The 18904-nt window shown below is 49.8% G+C and carries 20 protein-coding genes; all 20 read left to right on the top strand.

The window, feature by feature from the left end; genetic code table 11:
- Positions 1 to 62: 62 nt before the first annotated feature.
- The 20 genes from dnaB-PI to AACU94_RS18780 all read left to right on the top strand — a co-directional run bounded on the left by dnaB-PI (position 63) and on the right by AACU94_RS18780 (position 18884).
- The gene (gene dnaB-PI / locus AACU94_RS18875) at positions 63 to 1415 is read left to right on the top strand and encodes an SPI-7-type island replicative DNA helicase (protein ID WP_135490055.1); all 1353 of its coding nucleotides are present in this window, start codon (positions 63 to 65) and stop codon (positions 1413 to 1415) included.
- Complete coding sequence (locus tag AACU94_RS18870; protein WP_135410431.1) at positions 1405 to 3015, top strand: ParB family protein; 1611 nt, start codon at positions 1405 to 1407, stop codon at positions 3013 to 3015. Before dnaB-PI ends, AACU94_RS18870 begins: the two co-directional genes overlap by 11 nt.
- Positions 3012 to 3233: a TraR/DksA C4-type zinc finger protein gene (locus tag AACU94_RS18865; protein ID WP_135410430.1), complete on the top strand. Its 222-nt coding sequence runs from the start codon at positions 3012 to 3014 to the stop codon at positions 3231 to 3233. The genes AACU94_RS18870 and AACU94_RS18865 overlap by 4 nt, the downstream gene beginning before the upstream one ends.
- Before the next feature lie 102 nt (positions 3234 to 3335).
- A complete protein-coding gene (locus AACU94_RS18860) occupies positions 3336 to 3863 on the top strand; it encodes a DUF2857 domain-containing protein (protein WP_135410429.1) in 528 nt (175 codons plus the stop codon).
- Positions 3860 to 5059 carry an STY4528 family pathogenicity island replication protein gene (locus AACU94_RS18855; RefSeq protein ID WP_135490054.1) on the top strand — a complete coding sequence of 400 codons (1200 nt, stop codon included), beginning with the start codon at positions 3860 to 3862 and terminating at the stop codon, positions 5057 to 5059. Before AACU94_RS18860 ends, AACU94_RS18855 begins: the two co-directional genes overlap by 4 nt.
- A gap of 323 nt (positions 5060 to 5382) precedes the next feature.
- Positions 5383 to 6660: a YadA C-terminal domain-containing protein gene (locus tag AACU94_RS18850; RefSeq protein WP_135490053.1), complete on the top strand. Its 1278-nt coding sequence runs from the start codon at positions 5383 to 5385 to the stop codon at positions 6658 to 6660.
- Between the two features lie 130 nt (positions 6661 to 6790).
- The gene (locus AACU94_RS18845; RefSeq protein WP_135490052.1) at positions 6791 to 7543 is read left to right on the top strand and encodes a PFL_4669 family integrating conjugative element protein; all 753 of its coding nucleotides are present in this window, start codon (positions 6791 to 6793) and stop codon (positions 7541 to 7543) included.
- Complete coding sequence (locus AACU94_RS18840; protein WP_135410426.1) at positions 7530 to 8093, top strand: hypothetical protein; 564 nt, start codon at positions 7530 to 7532, stop codon at positions 8091 to 8093. The genes AACU94_RS18845 and AACU94_RS18840 overlap by 14 nt, the downstream gene beginning before the upstream one ends.
- Positions 8090 to 10093 carry a DNA topoisomerase III gene (locus tag AACU94_RS18835; protein ID WP_135490051.1) on the top strand — a complete coding sequence of 668 codons (2004 nt, stop codon included), beginning with the start codon at positions 8090 to 8092 and terminating at the stop codon, positions 10091 to 10093. The genes AACU94_RS18840 and AACU94_RS18835 overlap by 4 nt, the downstream gene beginning before the upstream one ends.
- 536 nt (positions 10094 to 10629) lie before the next feature.
- Positions 10630 to 11097, top strand: a complete 468-nt coding sequence (locus AACU94_RS18830) for a hypothetical protein (protein ID WP_135490050.1) — start codon at positions 10630 to 10632, stop codon at positions 11095 to 11097.
- Positions 11090 to 11491: a hypothetical protein gene (locus AACU94_RS18825; protein ID WP_135490049.1), complete on the top strand. Its 402-nt coding sequence runs from the start codon at positions 11090 to 11092 to the stop codon at positions 11489 to 11491. The genes AACU94_RS18830 and AACU94_RS18825 overlap by 8 nt, the downstream gene beginning before the upstream one ends.
- 312 nt (positions 11492 to 11803) lie before the next feature.
- Positions 11804 to 12340 (top strand): STY4534 family ICE replication protein, encoded by a 537-nt coding sequence (locus tag AACU94_RS18820; protein ID WP_135487850.1) that lies wholly within the window; start codon positions 11804 to 11806, stop codon positions 12338 to 12340.
- A 160-nt stretch (positions 12341 to 12500) separates the two neighbouring features.
- Positions 12501 to 13097 (top strand): PFGI-1 class ICE element type IV pilus protein PilL2, encoded by a 597-nt coding sequence (gene pilL2, locus AACU94_RS18815; protein WP_135410421.1) that lies wholly within the window; start codon positions 12501 to 12503, stop codon positions 13095 to 13097.
- Positions 13094 to 13819, top strand: a complete 726-nt coding sequence (locus AACU94_RS18810; protein ID WP_135490048.1) for a hypothetical protein — start codon at positions 13094 to 13096, stop codon at positions 13817 to 13819. Before pilL2 ends, AACU94_RS18810 begins: the two co-directional genes overlap by 4 nt.
- Positions 13820 to 13829: 10 nt before the next feature.
- Complete coding sequence (locus AACU94_RS18805) at positions 13830 to 14594, top strand: TIGR03759 family integrating conjugative element protein (protein ID WP_135410419.1); 765 nt, start codon at positions 13830 to 13832, stop codon at positions 14592 to 14594.
- An 11-nt stretch (positions 14595 to 14605) separates the two neighbouring features.
- Positions 14606 to 15142 carry a transglycosylase SLT domain-containing protein gene (locus AACU94_RS18800; protein WP_445298355.1) on the top strand — a complete coding sequence of 179 codons (537 nt, stop codon included), beginning with the start codon at positions 14606 to 14608 and terminating at the stop codon, positions 15140 to 15142.
- On the top strand, positions 15139 to 15639 hold the full coding sequence (locus AACU94_RS18795) for an integrating conjugative element protein (protein ID WP_135490046.1): 501 nt from the start codon (positions 15139 to 15141) through the stop codon (positions 15637 to 15639). The genes AACU94_RS18800 and AACU94_RS18795 overlap by 4 nt, the downstream gene beginning before the upstream one ends.
- Positions 15640 to 15742: 103 nt before the next feature.
- Positions 15743 to 17827 carry a type IV conjugative transfer system coupling protein TraD gene (gene traD / locus AACU94_RS18790; RefSeq protein WP_135490045.1) on the top strand — a complete coding sequence of 695 codons (2085 nt, stop codon included), beginning with the start codon at positions 15743 to 15745 and terminating at the stop codon, positions 17825 to 17827.
- 10 nt (positions 17828 to 17837) lie between these two features.
- The gene (locus AACU94_RS18785; RefSeq protein WP_240726518.1) at positions 17838 to 18110 is read left to right on the top strand and encodes a hypothetical protein; all 273 of its coding nucleotides are present in this window, start codon (positions 17838 to 17840) and stop codon (positions 18108 to 18110) included.
- Between the two features lie 9 nt (positions 18111 to 18119).
- Positions 18120 to 18884: a TIGR03747 family integrating conjugative element membrane protein gene (locus AACU94_RS18780; protein WP_135490044.1), complete on the top strand. Its 765-nt coding sequence runs from the start codon at positions 18120 to 18122 to the stop codon at positions 18882 to 18884.
- Positions 18885 to 18904 lie beyond the last annotated feature (20 nt).

Here is an 18904-nt window from a genome sequence, read left to right as displayed (position 1 = left end):
CCCGTCCTGGCTGGCCCGTTTTAATAAAGCTCTGGTCGAATGTCGTAGCACAGGAGGCCTGCATGAATAACACAGAACAGATATTGCCGCCGCATTCAATCAGCGCCGAGCAGGCCGTCCTTGGCGGTTTGATGCTTGATAACGATCGTTGGGATGATATTGCGACGATTGTCTCTGCTGACTGTTTTTATTCACGACCGCATGGCATGATTTTTTCTGCGATGCAGACGTTGTTACTTCAGAACAAGCCTATCGATCTGATCACGCTTGCGGAATCAATGGAGCTGCAGGGCACATTAGAACAGTGCGGCGGTTTTGCCTATCTCGCCGAACTTTCCAAAAATACGCCCAGTTCAGCGAATATTGTGGCTTATGCGGAGTATGTTGCTAGCTACGGCCAGAAACGTCAGTTACTAGCACTGGGATACGATCTGGTCGGGCAGGCCAGCAATGTCAGAAGTGACCTGATGGTGTTACTGGATGAAGCTGAGCGCCGCATATTTGCTATTGCCGAACAGCAATCTCCGGATGGTGACGTTGATTTACCTGCTTCACTTGAAGTCTTCCTTAACCGATTGGAGCAACGTTGCGGTAGTGAGGACCTGATTACCGGTACACCTACCGGTTTTACGCAACTTAACAGTATGACCAGCGGCTTCCAGTCCAGTGATCTGATTCTCCTGGCTGGCCGTCCGTCGATGGGGAAAACCGCGCTCGGGCTGGCGTTCTGCGAAGGTGCATTGAACGAGCGCCCGGATATGGCAGTGCAGGTCTACAGCCTGGAAATGCCTACCGAGCAGCTGCTGATGCGATTTACCGCCATGTTGGGGCGTGTGCCTCTGCAACATCTGCGCAATGGCGATATGCAGGATGAAGACTGGGCGCGGGTCGGTGTAGCAATGAAAGTCCTGCTTGAAGACTGGAAAAACAGGCTGGTGATTGACGATTCCAGCTATATGACACCGGCGCTCCTGCGTTCCCGGGTGAGAAAAAATATCCGTAAATACGGCCATCCATCCGTAATCCTGTTGGATTATCTGCAACTGATGCGCTGCCCGGGGCAGGAGAACCGGACGCAGGAGATTGCGGAGATATCCCGCTCGCTTAAAGCGCTGGCGAAAGAAATTGGCTGTCCGGTGGTGGCGTTGTCACAGCTCAATCGGTCACTGGAAAGTCGGGTAGATAAGCGCCCGAATAATGGCGATTTGCGTGACTCCGGGGCGCTGGAGCAGGATGCCGATCTGATTATGTTTGTTTATCGGGACGAAGTGTATGACGCCGATACGCATGAACCTGGTGTGGCTGAAATTATTCTTGGCAAGCAGCGCAATGGGCCTATCGGCACAATAAAGGTGCAATATCAGGCGGAGATTACCCGTTTCGAGGATTTCATTGGAGGTCGCTATGACTTCTAAGAAACCTAGCCAACTGGGCGAAAAGCTACTCCAGCGTGGTCGTACCCCAAATACTGAAAGCGCCGCCGTGGTGTTGCCGGTCAATGAGATGCCGATGGTTCTGACGCTGGAGCAGTTGCGCCCGAATCCCGATAACCCCCGTACTTCCCGTAATCCGAAGTATGACGATATCAAAGCGTCGATCTGCGCACGGGGGCTTGATTCGGTGCCAAAAGTCACCAGAGATCCGGAAAGCCCGGAGGATGTTTATATCTTCAGCGACGGCGGCAACACTCGCTATTCCATTCTGACGGAACTGTATGCAGAAACAGGCGATGAGCGTTTTCGCCGTGTTCAGTGCATCGTGAAACCGTGGCCCGGGCGTTTGCAGTGTGTCATCGGGCATCTGGCCGAGAATGATGTGCGTGGCGAGCTGTCATTTATTGAAAAAGCCTTCGGTATCGAGAAGGCACGGGCTATTTACGAGGAACAACTGGGGCGTGAAGTGAGTCAGCGCGAGCTGGCCGACCTGCTGAAAGAAGCGGGTTATCCGGTTCACCATTCGAATATCAGCCGTATGGTGGCGACAATCGAATATCTATGGCCGTGGATGCCCAATTTGCTTAATTCGGGTATGGGACGGCCTCAGATTGCCCAGCTAATTACGTTGCGAACAGCGGCAGAAAAAGCTTGGCAAGCCTTCAGTCAGAACGTTGCGTTATCCCCGGAACAGGAATTTAACGATGTATTCGGCGGTGTCTGTCGCGCCTTTGATGACCCGGACCACTACTCTGTCGATGTTTTTAAAGAAGAACTGATTGCGGCCCTGTTGAAGGCTATGCCCGATCCACAACTGACCTACGATAGCTGGCTGATTGAACTCGATCCGCAGGAACAGAACCGTCGCAAATTGTTCGGCGAGCCGGAGCCGCTTCCCCAGCATGTTCTGGATGCAGACAAAAACAATGATGAGCCTTCACCACCACCGGCTGAGGAGCTGCCATCCGTCACTACTGACTCCAGGCCATCGGGGAAAAAGCCTGCCGCTACTGAAGCTGATTCCTCTGACCATATTGACCAACAGTCTGATGAAGAACAGCTGGATCTTTATGATGGGAACCTAAACAGGAATTCAACACCTGATTTACCAGACACTTTTCCGGGTGCTGAGCCAGAGCCTGGTGTTAATGATGATGCGCTTCAGGAACTACCTGCAAATTCCATTACGTTTGCTGCGAACGGGCTGGAGCCGGTAACCGATATCTGGCATATCCCGGCTTTGCAGGATGATGTTGAACATCTACAGGACATCGCGTTTCGCCTGTCGTTTGAACTGGCGGAGGTGATGGGAATTGAGAGCACGGTTCTGGAGGATAAATCCTTTCTGAGTACGGGTTATATCCTTCGATCAACACCTGAGGGTGAGCTACTGAGCGCATTGTGTGGTGATGTGACTTATACCCCATTATCAGCCTTGACCGGGTTCCTTCTTGGTGCCAGTGGCCCGTTCGATGATCCTCTGTTTGATGATGTTTACGCGGTGAAATTTCTGCGGTTGATCAGAATTGTGCGTCGTTTACGTGAGCTGCAACGCCAGACATTCAGGGAGGGTGCAGCATGAAAGCAGACTGGGTTGATGAGGCACAGGAAGTGACCCAACTGATGGTCGATAGCCAGATTGAGCGCATTCGATCTTCGTTGATCTCACCGACGATGTCGTCTGCTGAATGCGAACTCTGTGGACATGCGATCCCGGAGGCCCGTCGCAGAGCTATTTCTGGTGTCAGGCTGTGCGTTGAATGCCAGACCATTGCCGAGTTTCGGCGGCGTGTTGGATAAGGGGGATTCGATGAAAGCTGAAGCCACATCGTTGATTGTTATCCTACTTTGTTTTCTGGTATGGACTGTTGATATTGCGATTATTTATGAGGGGAGTGCGCAATGAATGCATTGTTAACGCAGATAGTTATGGAGCTAAAGTCGGGCAATATCCGCCGTTGTGAAGCTATGGGGTTAACCCTGGAAGAGATTCAGGAACTTAACAGCTTAACCGTTGAAGATCTGCATTATCTGGTAAATACGCAGGTATCTCTTCTAACCTTTCGTATCAACCATACCAACCTTAACACCATGCTGGCGCAGGCTCGTCGTGAGCAGACCCGGACGCAGCGGATAGACAGGGCGTTAACGCTGGGTGGATCTATCGAGCTGATGCAGCATTTTTTCGGTCTGACGGCGACGGAGGTCAGCTCCCGGCGACGCCTGGTTGGTGTTGTAACACGGCAGGGGCGCAGCCAGATCCCCACAGAAGAACAGGAGCTGGCGGTGTGGCAACAGTGGAAGGCATCGAACGTTGACAACCGGGAATCACTGGATGCGCTGGAAGCCATAATGTTAATCGCTGAGCAGCAGGATATCTCGTTAACCGCAGTCTGGACGCTAACCAAAGGTTGGAGTGCTGCCTCATGACTGCTGTTCCCGTCGATGATGTTATCCAGCGTACGCTGGCAAAGATGCAAAACCGGATTGAGCAAAAAACGCAGTCCGGTGAGCAGAGTAATGAGCAGAGTGGATTGCTCTTTCTGGGGAACGTGCATGATGCCGTTCCCCGGCGTTTATTTCTGGATAGCCGGTTATCGCCGCTGGATAAAATGGCGTGGGTGATGATCCGGCTGTACGCCCAACAGAACGAGGGCACTGTTTTTCCTACCTACGACGAATTGCAGTGCCAGCTCGCGCTTCCTCATTCGGATAAAGCCTCCCGGGAGACAATCAGCAGGGCGCTGTTAATGCTGCGTCTGACCGGGTGGCTGAGCTTGTGCAAGCGTGTCCGGGATAAATCAGGTCGTATTCGCGGCAATATCTACGCTCAGCATGATGAACCGCTGGGACTGTTTGATTCGGAATACTTCGATCCCGGCTGGTTTGATGCCGTGGCTGATGCCTGCCGGCACACTAATAAAACGATACGCCTCACTGCGCTGGCTGTTTTGCAGGACATGAAATCCGATACTCGTATGCGCCACCGGCACTCACGCGTTGCGTTGATCGAAGCCCGGTTATCCGCGCCACAAACTCCGCAGGAAATGGTGTCATCGCGGCAGAAGAAAACTCACGGTTCTGAAACCGAACTCGGTCAAAAAACACAGAGTTCGGAATCCGAACTGGGCCATCTGAAGGGGGATATTTTTCCGGGTTCGGATTCCGAACTAAGCCGGAAATCAAGGGATGGCGGCTTAGTTCGAAAATCGAACCGTTACGTACGTAGTTTTACACAGAGTGTAAAAGATACGTACGTAGAAGGCGAAAGTCGGTTGTCGTGGTCGACGAAGGTAATCGAACGGCTGAATACGCCCGACAGGGATATGCTGGAGCGGCAACTTAGCGCGTTACCTGAAGGGCTGGGACAGCTGATTCTGGACGATCTGGCTGACCGCATGAAAGCGACAGAGGTCAGGAACGTCACTGCGTATCTGCTGGCAAACCTGAAACGGGCCAGAGAAGGGCAGTTTAACGTTGGAGATGCGCGTGTTCTGCATACGCTTGTAAAACAGACATCGGTTAGTGTGCCACCACTCAATGAGAAAAAAGAGGTCAAACGCGCCCGGAGAGAGTTTGTGTCTGGCGTGATGGCTGAGATTAGGGGGAATTATTTCAGCTCATAAAGTGAGCACTGTTGACAGTGTCAACAGCAAGGGAGAATAAACATGCCTTATTATCATGGTCGCTAGTATTTATATGACGAAGCATGGACGAGAACCGTAGTAGTTATTTTAGGTCATAAAACGACCTGTGTTGACAGTGTCAACACTAAGGAACTGATAGTGGTTTAAGGGCAGGAGGGAAATGAGATTTAATCTGTAATTTTTCTTGCTGAGGTTTGTGGCAGGTAACCCTGAAAAATACTAAAAATGCAAATACGGTTTTTTGTGGGGAAAACATCGTAGTTTTTGTTTACTTCTTTTTTTGATAGAAAAAGGAAGTTTAAATGAAATACTCTAAAATTTATTTACTTGTTATGTCTGCACTGTTATCAGGCCCTGCGATGGCTGATTTTACTGAGGATGGCTCAGGACATATCCGCTGGCGTAACGAATGCACTCGTTCTGGCGGCGGGGATGAAAACTGTACAAATATGGATGAGCGAAGCGTCGCAGACGCAGTTAATACAGGTATTGATATTTCAAAAAATTATACAGATCAAAAATATAATGAAATGAAATCGTATGTCGAAAATAATTCGGGGGTAGAGAAAAGTTATGTTGATGCTGGCGATGCCGCAGCTAAATCATATGCAGATAATAAAGCATCTACAGCAGAGTCTAATGCAAAAAAATACGCAGACACGACAAGTGCTACTGCTGAATCTAATGCTAATGATTACACTGATTCAAAAATCAGTGATATGAAGAGCTATGTTGACAACTCTATTTCTAATTTCGGTTCAGGGGTTGAACAGAGTTATGTTGATGCTGGCGATGCTGCATCAAAAGATTATACTGATAGCAAATCTGCCGCTGATCGTTCCTATACTGAACAGCAAGCCGATAAAGCTGAGACTGACGCTAATATCTATACCGATTCAAAAATTGTTGATGCCAATACGTACACCGACACTCAGGTAACGAACGCCATCGATGATATGCGCTCCTACACTGATAACTCATCGGCGCAGACGCTTGTCGATGCCAATACGTACACCGATACTCAGGTAACGAACGCCACCAATGATATGCGCTCCTACACTGATAACTCATCGGCGCAGACGCTTGTTGATGCCAATACATACACCGATAATTCGTCAAAGAATACATATGACAAAGCAATTGAATATACTGATTCGAGAGTTAATCAGGGTAATAGTTATGCAATTGATATCTCGAAAAGTTACACAGACACATCCACAAGAAATACGTTAAATCAAGCAACAACGTATACCGATAACCGATTCAATCAATCTATCGATTATACGAACTCGCAAATAAATAAAGTGAACGGACGAATTGAACAATTAGATAGCAAAGTTGATAAAAATCGTCAGAAAGCTGCTGCCGGGATTGCTGGTGCAATGGCAATGAGTAGTATCCCTCAGAATTTTAGCTACGATTTTCAGTTTGGTATGGGATTAGCTAATTTTGATTCTGAGCAGGCGATTTCAGCTGGCGGTTATTACCGTGTCAACGATAGAACTATTGTTTCATTAAAATCGTCCTTTGATACACAAAACAATCTTGGTGTTGCGGCGGGAGTATCTTACGGTTGGTAATTATTAAGAGGGTGGATTTTTCTACCCTCTTAGAATAAATTTTATTTTTGTACAATGATTTTATTATTGTGCTTCGTATCACCAATACACAACTATTTCCATCTTGTTGAACTTTTATAGATGGAAAATCATGTCAGACAAGACAGAAAAGAAAGCCGGTGCGCTGCATTCTGAGTTGCGCATCGAGCTGCATACCCAGTACGCCATTAACACTTGGAGCGGGCGACCAGCCTCAGATGGCAAGCCGTCGCTCATCGGAATGCCGCTGTTCTTCAAACTCATTTCCCGGATTAACCGCGATTCACTGGCGGATAATCCGTGGGCGGATGCTGCTCTGATGGAAGTTGAAACATTACTGGGGACAGCCAGCGAGCAGCTCCAGAAATGGCTCAGTGATATCGATGCTCTGATGGCGATGCTGCCAGCTAACGCTTCTGTATCCGGGGTCACCTCTACCGCACCGCTGAATATTGGCGTTCACAGCCATACTCCGCTGGGATACCGCTGCGTTTACCTCCTGGTTGGATTTGATCAGCTTATTCTGCGTGTCTTCCAGTCGCATCATTACGGTCTGATGTCGCTGAAAGAGCGCAAAGCCTGGTTGCATCGTGGTAGCCATCAAATTCGCCAAATCTTCTCGGTTGCTCTGCGTTATCGTTCTCATCCCGTTACCCGCCAGGATATAGCTTCAAATAATGATGTTGCCCGGCAGGCTATCGAACAATTTGGGGAACTGGACAGGGCGATCCTGTTGGGAACCCGCCGCTCCCGCTTTTCTCCGCCAGTAAGCGCCGAAAGTATTAAGGCGCTGAAAGCCGCTTTCAAACGCCAGTCACGCAAAGATAAAGCGACAAAGCTGGAGGTGCAGGATGATCAGCAATAAGACTGTTTTTACCGGATTGCTCATCTTGAGTACCTGCCTGAGTGGATGTGCGAGTGTTGACAGTGTCAACAGTGCGATAAACCAGATTAGCGGTGGGATCTTCTCAGTCGGTTCTGTACCGGCAGACAGTGGTCCGGTGGTGTTGTCGAAAGGCGTACCACAGGCGAACCACAAAATCGCGCAGGAATACCGTGTTCCCGTTGATGTTGATACGGCAGCTGCGCGGGTAAAACGCTACTACCGCTTTATCTCGGCGGAAGAAGTAGCGCAGCTACGTAACAACGGTACGCAAAGTGGAGGGTGGACTGCCGCTTCAGTAGCCGATGGGGCATGGGTATGGGATGGGCAACCCGGTAGCTACTACAAAATGGGGCGCGACTGGGGAAGCGAAAATACTGGTGACAGCATTCAGGTTGAGCTGGAGAGAAATGGTTCAGGTAGTCGGCTTTATATCACCTTTCGTTCCGGTCTGGCCTCTCATGTCACAGCGGCTTATACCAGCAAGCTGTTTGAGAATGTGAAGAACGTGGCGGAAGGGACGATCCGATGAAGCTCTTTCTCTGTGAAAAGCCCACTCAGGGGCGGGATATTGCCGCTGTGCTGGGCGCAACAAAGAAAATGCCGGGTCATCAGACCGGAAACGGTGTGTGCGTCACCTGGGGTTTTGGTCACCTGCTGGAGCAGGCCAGCCCGGATGCCTACGGTGAACAGTTCGGTGTTCCCTGGCGTACCGATGTGCTACCGGTATTGCCGACAACGTGGCAAATGCAGGTTAAACCGGATGCGGCGGCTCAGTTTTCCGTCATCCAGAAATTGCTGAAACAGGCTGATACGGTAGTGATTGCCACCGATGCGGATCGGGAAGGAGAGGTGATTGCCCGTGAAATCCTTGATTATTGCCATTATCAGGGAAAAGTTGAGCGGTTGTGGCTCTCGGCACTTGATGAGGCCAGCGTCCGCGCCGCGCTGGCGGCGATAAAGCCCGGAAGTGCGACCTTACCCTACTATTTAGCCGGTCTGGGCCGTGCCCGGGCTGACTGGCAGATCGGCATGAATATGACGCGGCTATATTCGGTCAAGGCCCGGGAGAATGGTTATGGTAGCGTTTTATCCGTGGGGCGGGTGCAGACGCCAACGCTTAACTTGATTGTGGAACGCGATCGCGATATTGCGCAGTTTGTCCCGAAGCCCTACTGGAATGTTGTGGTGCAGCTGGCAGCGGGAGGGATCACATTTCAGGCGCAGTGGGTGCCAGCAGCGGCGTATTGTGATGAGGAAAAACGCTGTATTAATCCGACTGCGGCGCAGCAGGTGGTTCAGCTTTGCAAGAAAACCGGGCAGGCGACAGTGGCAGAGGTTGAGACCAAAAGGGAGACTGAATCAGCTCCGTTGGCGTTTGATCTTGGTACGCTACAACAAGCCTGTTCCCGTCGTTTTGGCTATGGCGCTCAACAGGTGCTGGATATTGCGCAGGCTTTGTATGAAACCCACAAAGCAACCACGTACCCTCGTACTGACTGCGGTTATCTGCCGACATCAATGCGTGGAGAGATTGGGCAGGTTATAGCAGCGATACAACAAAGCGATCCTGCTTTATCTGCGATCATCCAACGGCTCGATATGCAGCATGTTTCCCGTATCTGGAATGACAAAAAGATCACTGCACACCACGGCATCATTCCTACAAAGCAGCCCTGTGATCTGGCAAAAATGAGTGAGCAGGAGCGCAACGTTTACCAACTTATCCGGCTGCATTATATGGCCCAGTTCCAGCCAAACCATGAAGTGGATGCCACGCGGATTTCGTTGCATTGCAGTGGGCAGTTATTTAAGACCAGCGGTAAGATTGTGGTCGTTGCTGGCTGGAAGAGCTTGTTTGGTATGGATGCTGAAGAAGATACAGAAAGTACCGGTGACAAAACCCAGTTACCTGCAATGGCTAAAGGGAGCGTATGCCCGATCACTGGGGCAGAAGCGAAACAGCAGCAAACAAAACCACCGGAGCACTATACGGAAGGTACATTGATTGTCGCGATGAAGAACGCGGCGCAGTTTGTCACCGATCCGTGCCTTAAAAAGATCCTCAAGGAGAATGCGGGGTTGGGTACGGAAGCGACACGGGCAGGCGTGATTGAAACGTTGCTGAAGCGTGGATTTGTGGTGAAGAAAGGCAAGCACCTGCTTGCGATGCCTATTGCCGCTGACCTGATGGCGGTGTTACCTGCACAGCTCAAAGATCCCGGCCTGACGGCACTCTGGGAGCAGTCGCTGGATGATATTGCCGAGGGGCGGATGATGCTGGATGACTTTATGGCGAAACAGTCAGCCTGGACCAGGCAATTGGTGGAAAAGGGGCGACAGCAGACTGTCAGGATTACGTTACCGCCGTCTCCGCCGTGCCCGGTTTGTGGCGGTGCAACGCGACAGCGCACGGGGAAGTCCGGCTCATTCTGGGGATGTAGTAACTATCCAGACTGCAACGGTATTGTGAATATCGGAGCAAAGAAACCGGCTCGGCGGCGGAAAAGCCCTGCAAAGAACAATGGCTGATTAGCTTTATGTTTTTGGTTGGAAGCGTAGCGTGAATTTGCTATTTTGCTCATGGCTTTGAAGTACCCCCGTGACTGCGGTAATCCGATTTTTCGCTTCTTGTAGCGGAAGACAGGACAGTATAGCGACCCATTTTGTTACCTGGATGAGGTTGTAAGGCGTGACCCTCCGTGAGATTACACGTCGGCCAAAAAAGGCTCTGGCCCGGAGAAGCGACACTGACGATGAACCCTGGTGCAGGTTCAGAGGCTCGATACCAGGATGGGATCGGGCCTTTTTGTTTGGTTTAACTTTACTATTTGAAGTATATTTATTTTGGGAAATAAACAATACATTCAATACATGAATGCTTGGCGGTTTTATGAAATTTTCGGCTATAGTAAAATTATTGTTTTTATTAGTTCTTGCCATACTTGGTGCTAGGGGGGTGGGCTATTTACATTTGTATTTTGGAATTACTAATAAATGGGTAGATTTTTTCATTTCCGGTGTCGCAATGGCATTGATAAATCAAATATACGAGATTGTCGTTAAAGTTGTTTTTTTCTAAGAAATATAGTGAAAATCTGAAAGGATTATATCGCTCCAGTGGTGTTTTAACAAAAAAAGAGTCTGATGAGTTAAAAAGAAAAACAGTAGTGGAACTCTTCTTAATAAAAGAAAAAAAGATTTTTATAAAGGCTAAAATCTCTACCCTATTAATATTGATTGCAACCACAATAATTCATATCCAATATTCTGTTGGGGTATTTGTTATTGGGTTAAGTGTTACCTTGTTTTTAGTTCTTGAGGTCAAGGATAGAATAATAACATATCGAATATCTCGAGGTTTCTTTGGTTCTAATAGACATGAAGCACTTCAGTTAATTAAGTTTATAGAGGAAAATATTGATGATATTAATGGTGGAAGTAACGGGGGGCGAAAAATATTAAATGATAGAGATAAATTATATACTGATTTAGCCGAGATTAAGAAAGGGCGTTGGGAGAGTTTACATGGATGAGTTTACTAGGTTTCTTAATCGCCTGTTAGATATTTTATTATTAAAATATCCATTAAGGACTACTTTTGGATGTCTTTTGGGGATTGTTGTTTGGGTGTTCTTATATATATTTAAAGAGTTTTTTTTGGTGCGCGGTTTTGTGGTTGATTGGGTTTGGTGTGTTGGTTGTCTGGCAATGTGTGTTCTTATTATGAATGCAAAAACTATTATTGAAGTATTTAAGGGTTCCGCTATAGATGAATGTTTTAGTAATACACTTCATGCAATTGACTCGCGTGACGATCTATCTTTGGAGCAAAAAAGATTCTATATCAACCAATTATTGATAAGTCAAATAAATAAACTATCAGAGAGTCAGTTGCATGATGTTGAGAAAAATGTAATTGATAAGTGAGATTTTAATTGATTTTATGAGCTAATACTAAATAATATATTCGCTCTTATCCCGTTGTCTCCGACAACAGCCAATGTCCTAGCAATCTGAGATGGACGCCTTCGGGTGATTGCCAGCCAAAATCGTCATGGCCTGAGAGACGATGCCTTCGGGCGGTAACCTTGCTTAACCTTTGAGAGCAGGGATCGCTCCAGCGATAAAGGTACACTTCAACGACAGACCGTCAGCTTCGCTTCGATGCCTGACACCCCAGCGGGAAAACACCCAGCTGGGATGTTTCTCCGTTTATCGAATTTTTCCAGGAGAAACAACATGTCTACTATATCTAAAACCACCACCGCTAAACCTAAAAAAAGCAGTGCCAGCAAGAAAGCCCCGGCTCCAGTTCCTGTTGAATCAGCAACCCCAGCTCAATCAGTAGCTCCGGCGCCGGTACAACCAAAACCACAATCCAGCTACTTTAATTTGCATATCGATGGGCTGGGTTATCTGAGCAATATTCGCGAAATTAACACCGCTACGGGGGCATTCCTGAGCTGCACGATTAACGCGTTACATGGCTCAACCGAAAAACCTGAGTACACGCGTTTTGATGTTACGGTATCGGGTAAACAGGCTAGTTCTTTAATCAGACGCTGCCAGAATGCAGTGAATGAAGAGAAGAAGGTCCTTATCGGTTTTAAACTCAGTAACCTGACTGCCGATGTGTTTACACTGACCAAAGGCGATCATGCAGGTGAATCAAGAGCAGCACTGCGAGCGAGACTGATTAAAATCAGTTTTATCAAAGTGGGGCAAAACATGGTTTATAAAGCTGAAAAAGCTGAGTCTACCGACTCCGCATATTGATAATAGAAAGAGTGCAAATCTCCACGTCGTACACTTCTTGTTTGTTGTATTAACGCCAGATTTTTCTGGCGTTTTTTTGCATAGCAAAAACAGTTGTTCGTTGAGGAGATGCCTCTGGTTTCGCAAAGTTGGGCCTCTTTTGTCTGACTAAGGAACCTGCATGAATCCTCATATCCCAATGATTGTCTGCCTGGCGGCCAGCATCCTTGCTGGTTGTACGCAAAAGCTCCAGCAACCTGATACTCAATCCCATCCAACGGTGCTGAATGGCAATATCCAGCCAGCCCGACCAGATGTCTATGCCGCCTCTCCCGAAGTTGTTCGTTATGACCGTTACCTGTTGGTTGATACTTCCCCGAGTGCTGCGCAACGTGCTCCGCTGGAGCAAACAATAGATATCCGTATCCCCGCGTCATTATCGCCGACCGTGGCTGATTCCATGCGCTATGCTCTGCGCCAGTCCGGGTACTCGTTGTGCAGTACGACACCAGCGAACCGGGTGCTGTACAACCAGAGGTTGCCCGCGGTGCATTATCAACTGGGGCCAATGCGCCTGAGTCAGGCATTACAAATCCTGGCCGGGGAGTCCTGGCAGCTTGAGATTGATTCTGTTCAACGGATCGTCTGCCATTCATTACGTGATGGCTATCGTTTGCCGCCGGAAGCGGTGAGAACGTCGGTCACTTCGGTCTCTGTGCCACTATCCGCTCACCCCGTCAATATCACCGCTCCGGCTCCGCAGAGGATGCTGAAATGAACGAATCCATTAGTGTCATGGAGATTCCTGAAATGAAAGAATCCACCAGACCTGTACGACCTGTACGAAACAATTTCTGGACGATAGTCCGCTATGGTTTGGGGGGGCTGGTTTTGTTTACGTTGGGTGGAACTACATTTATTAGTCTGAAGCAGGTTCAGCTTCTTTCTGGGGAGGTTAGCCAGCTTAAAACTGCGTTGCAGGGTAGCCCGGATATCGAGCCACTCCAGGAACAGATGACAACGCTGCAACAGCAGTTTGATGTGTCACGAATGCAATTGGGGAGTAAGGCTGACAAACCGGCGCTTGCGGCTTTGCAGCAGAAGATTGATGTGCTCGATAAACACCAGCGTGAGCAGTCTGCCTCGTTTACGGCCTTTAACACAGAGTTATCCTCCCTTCAGGAACAGGTTCGAACGTTGAAACAACGTCCAGCCAATACAGCCGTTGTTCCTGCCGTAATGCCTGATGTTGTGACGGTAAAGAAGAAACTAACGCCGAAAGCGCGGCGGCCAGTTACCACCCCCTTCATCCTCACTGGTATCGAACGGCGGGGAGGAATTGCCTTTGCTGCGATAGCGCCACAATCGGCAACACAACTGACAGAAATAGCGTTAATAGAACCGGGAGAAACCCGTCAGGGCTGGACTTTGCTGGCGATTACCGGGCAGCAGGCGCAGTTTCGTGTCGCAGGGCAAACCCGGACGCTGACGGTGCGATAAGGAGGTCAGGATGAAAAAATTCAATGCCGTGCTTCTGTCAGGAGTGTTGACATTGTCAACAGTCACGTTTGCTGCTGTGAGCCCGGAAAGCGATCAGATCACTACACAACAGTCTCAAAAATCCGTAGTGACTGTATCTGATGCATTAGCTTCTGCTATCCAGATGGCGGATTCCCGTCTTCAGGAACTGGAACCTATACAAATAAAAAGAAACGCACTGGAGTGGGGACTGACAACGGAAGAATGGCAGCGTTATGAGACGCTGAAAAAAGGACGACGCGGTGTGTTGTCTCCTGGATTAGATCCACTGACGATGCTGGGTATCGAGGCGCAAAGTGATGAAGAACGCCGTCATTTTGCTGAGCTGGCGGTGAAACAGGAGTTTCAGCGGGTTGAAGCGGAGCTGGCGTTTCAGCGAGAAGTGAATAGCGCGTGGATGCGTGTCTATCCCGGCGTTCTGCCCGTTCAGGATCTACGGAGTGAAACCAGCAACGCCCGTCAGGCGCTGTTTGTGAAAGATAATTGCCCTGCTTGCGACCGTAAACTGTCGCAACTGATGAAATCGAACCAGCCGCTGGATATCTATCTGGTTGATAGCGGTGGTAAAGATGAGGCGGTTCGAAGCTGGGCGAAGAAACATAATATCCCTGCTGAAAAGGTGAAATCCCGCCAGGTAACGCTAAATCACGATAGCGGGATGTGGCTGAAATACGGCAACGGGCTGATGCCAGTGGTGTTACAGCAGGGGGCGCAGGGATGGCAGCGAGTAAACTGATCTGGCTGGTAATGTTCATTGTGCTACCAGAGTGTCTGGCTGCGCAGTCTGTTCCTGAAGGATACCATCGGGTCGCGCAGGCGGAGAATGTTCCTGCTGAGGCGTTGTATAGTCTGGCATTAACGGAATCATCCCGCAAACTGGCGCATGGTGTTCGCCCGTGGCCCTGGACAATTAATGTTGCCGGGAAGGGATATCGCTACGCCTCACGGAACGAAGCTTATCAGGCACTGCTGGACTTTATGCGGCGCTATCCGCTCAAACGTATCGATGTTGGTATCGCGCAGGTCAATCTGGGCTGGAATGGACATCATTTCGTATCTACCTGGGAAGCATTTGATCCCTATATAAATCTTCACGCTGCGGCCCGTATTTTGCGAGCCTGTTACGAACGTAGCCCCGGGAGCTGGATATCGGCTGCGGGGTGCTATCACCATCCTGCGGGCGGCAAACCTGCTCAAACCTACAAGGCTATCGTGTCGCATCATTTGGGCACATTGCAGCCGTCTGCACAGACGCTGGCATTCAATCAGGGAGGAACACAATGATGAGACGTTTTCCGCTGGTTCTCGCACTGCTGTTTTCGGGTATAAGTCAGGCAGAGCTGACCGTTGTCGCTGATCTGGGTGGTCAGTCAACGGCTGAATACTTTGCTGGTATTAACAATCAGGGAGAGGAATCATCCGCTCCACAAGTGTTGACACTGTCAACACCTGATAAAGCATCGGTATTACCCATTCGTACTCCTGAGCTTTCGCCTGGGGGGCTGGAAGCGCGTTCTCTCTCTATGCCCGGAATGCGATCAATTTTTCTGATTGGTGACGACGAGCTTTCCCGACGCTGGCTGGCATTGCGACGTGACCAACTTATCCAGCTTAATGCCGTGGGCTATGTGGTGAATGTCGCCAGTGAATCTGCCTGGAATGATTTACAGTCTCAGGCTAACGGGCTTGAGTTGCTACCGGTTTCTGGGAGCGATCTGGCCGTTCGGCTGGGTATTTCTCACTATCCGGTACTGATTAGCGAGAAGGGAGTGGAACAATGAGGGCGGGATTACCACTGGATGAAATCAGTCTTTTGATTGGCCTGGCCGCAATGAATTTTCTCATCTGGTTAATTTTTCTTGCCGGACATGACGGGAGGAAAAAATGAGTGACCGCTATGTTATTGAAGCCATGCTACGACCTGCGGTGGAGCTGAACACCGCAGTTGTTGCCGCCTGCGCCAGCTATATATGCGTGACGGCTCCGTGGGCAGTAGCACTGGCACCGTCTGTCAGCTACGTTACGGCGGCAGGATTTGCAGTGTTATCGATAAAACGCATTCAGCAGGGGGTTAAGGTTTTACGTTACCGGCGCAATATCCGCCGTCTGCCGCGTTATATTGTTACCAGCGCAGAGGTGCCAGTGAGTAACCAACGGCTATTTCTGGGTAAAGGGTTTATGTGGGAGCAAAAGCATACCCAGAGGTTGCTGGATACCCTGCGTCCGGAGGTGGCGGGTTACGTCAATCCCCCGGCGTTATACCAGGCAGCGCGTCGTTTTGAACAGCACTACGAACATCGCTTACCTGCACTGTGCAAACTGCTGGCGCGTGATTCGGCGCTGAATCCCGTTCGACCATTGCCCCCAGTTGGCGGTCATCCGGCATTGCACGGCATCGAACCAGATGAGGTCAACGTCTCTATGAGTCTTGGCGAGCGTGTCGGGCATATGCTGGTTCTGGGTACCACGCGCGTCGGCAAAACTCGCCTCGCCGAGCTGCTGATCACCCAGGATATTCGTCGCGGTAACGTCACCATTGTTTTCGACCCGAAAGGCGATGCTGATTTACTGAAGCGCATGTATGCCGAAGCGCACCGGGCAGGACGCGCCAGTGAGTTCCATGTATTTCATCTGGGCTGGCCGGATATCAGCGCCCGTTACAACGCAGTCGGACGCTTTGGCCGTATTTCGGAAGTGGCTTCGCGTGTGGCTGGTCAGCTCAGTAGTGAAGGTAATAGCGCAGCCTTTAAAGAGTTCGCCTGGCGTTTCGTCAATATTATTGCCCGGGCGCTGGTTGCGCTGGGGCAACGCCCGGATTTTGGTCTGATTCAGCGTTATGTGAACAATATCGGCGATCTGTTTGAAACCTATGCGGAAACGTGGATGGTGGAGCACACTCCGGCGCTGTGGCAACAGATAGAAAATCTGGCGCAAATACTTGATGAGCGTGATATTCCCCGGCATATGGAAGGTCGTTCGCTGCGGGTGGTGGCGATAGAACAGGTGCTGAACAGCGATGAAGGGAAGAAGATTTACGATCCGGTGCTTGATGGTCTGCGTTCGTCGGTACGCTATGACCAGAAGTATTACGACAAGATTGTCGCCAGTTTGCTGCCGTTGCTGGAGAAACTGACTTCCGGTAAGACGGCGCAACTGATCTCACCGAATTACACCGATATGTCAGATCCGCGACCTATCTTCGACTGGCAGCAGGTGATCCGTAAAAAGGGCGTGGTGTATATCGGTCTTGATGCGTTGTCCGATCCGGAAGTCGCGGCAGCTGTGGGCAATTCGATGTTTGCCGATCTGGTTTCCGTGGCTGGGCATATCTACAAATTTGGCGTAAATGACGGTTTGCCCGGTAACGAAGGTAAGAAGACGCAGATCAGCATGCACTGTGACGAGTTCAATGAACTGATGGGGGATGAATTTATCCCGCTCATCAACAAGGGCGGCGGGGCGGGCATCGAGGTGACGGCATATACCCAGACTCTGCCGGATATCGAAGCGCGGCTGGGTAATGCGGCGAAAGCGGCGCAGGTGGTGGGGAACTTTAACAGCCTGGTTATGCTGCGGGTACGGCATACAGAAACGGCAGAACTAATGACTAAACAATTGCCGGAAGTGGAGGTCTATACCAAAACGCTGGTTTCCGGTGTCACCGATATTTCGAACCCCGAAATGGGCAGTGATTTTACTTCAAACACGCAGGATAGGGTAAGTACGGTGCGTATGCCGCTGATCACTGCCGCGAATGTGATCAATCTGCCAAAAGGACAGGCGTTCGCCTTACTGGAAGGGGGCCGGTTGTGGAAGATCCGGATGCCGCTGCCAGCTGCTGGCGCGGATGCCCTGATGCCGGATAGTATTGGGCAAATTGCCGATTATATGCAGCGAAATTATCGGACAAGCGATGCCTGGTGGTCGGGGAGCGCGTTACCGGGAGATTATGATGCAGCCACTTTTTGAAAAGGAAATCATGATGAAACAACGATATCGGGTTGAAGCGGTGATGGCGTCTTCAAGATACAATAATCTGGAAGTCCCGCGTGATGTGATGGATGTCTTGTGCGAGCAGGATTGCTCGTCACTTCAGATCCCGGAAATTATTGAGCGTCTGACTTCTCTGGGCTATCGCCCGAGATATGAAGCCACAACTGATACGCTCACTGACATTGTCACACTGTGGATTTGGGTGGGGCAGGAAGAGATGTTACTGAACTGCCAGATGGAGTCGCTGGCTGTGCATTAAGGGGATGTTATGTCGCAGATGAACACCTCTTCTGCCCCGACACAACCATCCACGCCACCAAAGCCGCATGGTTTTTTTACCGTGCTGCTGTGGGATATGCCGTGGCGTATTATCGGGATGCTGATGGTTTCGCTGTTGTTCAGCCTGATTGTGGAGTACATCGGGATTGCGTTCTTCTGGCCGGATCAGGGGGCGGAACATAGCCGCGCCGTTATGCAGACAGAAAGCGGTTATTTTGCGGAAGGATTTACGCAAAGTTTGCTGCTGTCATCACCAGTGGTGACAGTACAGGGATGGATCGCACTGGGCTATCAGTGGCTATTTGTGAATAGCGGCTTTATGGGATGGTTACAGTCCATTCAGTCACCTGCTGCGGGAAGTGGTAATGGCGTTACGGATGAGCTTAATGCCTGGAGTGCCTGGGCAGTACGAAATGCGTATGAATACCTGATGGCAACGATGTATGTCTCGCAGGTCTTTCTGATGCGGGTGACCATTCTGGTGCTGTCGATACCGTTATTTGTGCTGGTCGCTATTATTGGAATTGCTGATGGGATGGTTCGACGTGATCTACGCCGCTACGGTGCAGCGTATGAGTCGAGTTTCCTCTACCATCATGCCAAGCGCGTGGTGAAACCAGCGGCGTATATTCCATGTGTGCTGTACCTGTCTGCGCCATTTGCTGTCTATCCCAATTTGTTGCTGTTACCGGCAGCATTGTTGATGGGATTAGCGATTTCGGTGACGATGGGGAGTTTTAAGAAGTATTTATAGCGGCTCAAAAATGTTAAAAG

The organism is Escherichia sp. E4702, from assembly GCF_963883545.1.
Classification (GTDB): Bacteria; Pseudomonadota; Gammaproteobacteria; order Enterobacterales; family Enterobacteriaceae; genus Escherichia.
This window is presented reverse-complemented; position numbering and strand designations above follow the sequence as displayed.

What these genes read in the sequence shown, in the direction of transcription:
- dnaB-PI (WP_135490055.1), top strand. Translation starts at nt 63, where the DNA reads ATGAATAACACAGAACAGATATTGCCGCCGCATTCAATCAGCGCCGAG.
- AACU94_RS18870 (WP_135410431.1), top strand. Translation starts at nt 1,405, where the DNA reads ATGACTTCTAAGAAACCTAGCCAACTGGGCGAAAAGCTACTCCAGCGT.
- AACU94_RS18865 (WP_135410430.1), top strand. Translation starts at nt 3,012, where the DNA reads ATGAAAGCAGACTGGGTTGATGAGGCACAGGAAGTGACCCAACTGATG.
- AACU94_RS18860 (WP_135410429.1), top strand. Translation starts at nt 3,336, where the DNA reads ATGAATGCATTGTTAACGCAGATAGTTATGGAGCTAAAGTCGGGCAAT.
- AACU94_RS18855 (WP_135490054.1), top strand. Translation starts at nt 3,860, where the DNA reads ATGACTGCTGTTCCCGTCGATGATGTTATCCAGCGTACGCTGGCAAAG.
- AACU94_RS18850 (WP_135490053.1), top strand. Translation starts at nt 5,383, where the DNA reads ATGAAATACTCTAAAATTTATTTACTTGTTATGTCTGCACTGTTATCA.
- AACU94_RS18845 (WP_135490052.1), top strand. Translation starts at nt 6,791, where the DNA reads ATGTCAGACAAGACAGAAAAGAAAGCCGGTGCGCTGCATTCTGAGTTG.
- AACU94_RS18840 (WP_135410426.1), top strand. Translation starts at nt 7,530, where the DNA reads ATGATCAGCAATAAGACTGTTTTTACCGGATTGCTCATCTTGAGTACC.
- AACU94_RS18835 (WP_135490051.1), top strand. Translation starts at nt 8,090, where the DNA reads ATGAAGCTCTTTCTCTGTGAAAAGCCCACTCAGGGGCGGGATATTGCC.
- AACU94_RS18825 (WP_135490049.1), top strand. Translation starts at nt 11,090, where the DNA reads ATGGATGAGTTTACTAGGTTTCTTAATCGCCTGTTAGATATTTTATTA.
- AACU94_RS18820 (WP_135487850.1), top strand. Translation starts at nt 11,804, where the DNA reads ATGTCTACTATATCTAAAACCACCACCGCTAAACCTAAAAAAAGCAGT.
- pilL2 (WP_135410421.1), top strand. Translation starts at nt 12,501, where the DNA reads ATGAATCCTCATATCCCAATGATTGTCTGCCTGGCGGCCAGCATCCTT.
- AACU94_RS18810 (WP_135490048.1), top strand. Translation starts at nt 13,094, where the DNA reads ATGAACGAATCCATTAGTGTCATGGAGATTCCTGAAATGAAAGAATCC.
- AACU94_RS18805 (WP_135410419.1), top strand. Translation starts at nt 13,830, where the DNA reads ATGAAAAAATTCAATGCCGTGCTTCTGTCAGGAGTGTTGACATTGTCA.
- AACU94_RS18800 (WP_445298355.1), top strand. Translation starts at nt 14,606, where the DNA reads ATGTTCATTGTGCTACCAGAGTGTCTGGCTGCGCAGTCTGTTCCTGAA.
- AACU94_RS18795 (WP_135490046.1), top strand. Translation starts at nt 15,139, where the DNA reads ATGATGAGACGTTTTCCGCTGGTTCTCGCACTGCTGTTTTCGGGTATA.
- traD (WP_135490045.1), top strand. Translation starts at nt 15,743, where the DNA reads ATGAGTGACCGCTATGTTATTGAAGCCATGCTACGACCTGCGGTGGAG.
- AACU94_RS18785 (WP_240726518.1), top strand. Translation starts at nt 17,838, where the DNA reads ATGATGAAACAACGATATCGGGTTGAAGCGGTGATGGCGTCTTCAAGA.
- AACU94_RS18780 (WP_135490044.1), top strand. Translation starts at nt 18,120, where the DNA reads ATGTCGCAGATGAACACCTCTTCTGCCCCGACACAACCATCCACGCCA.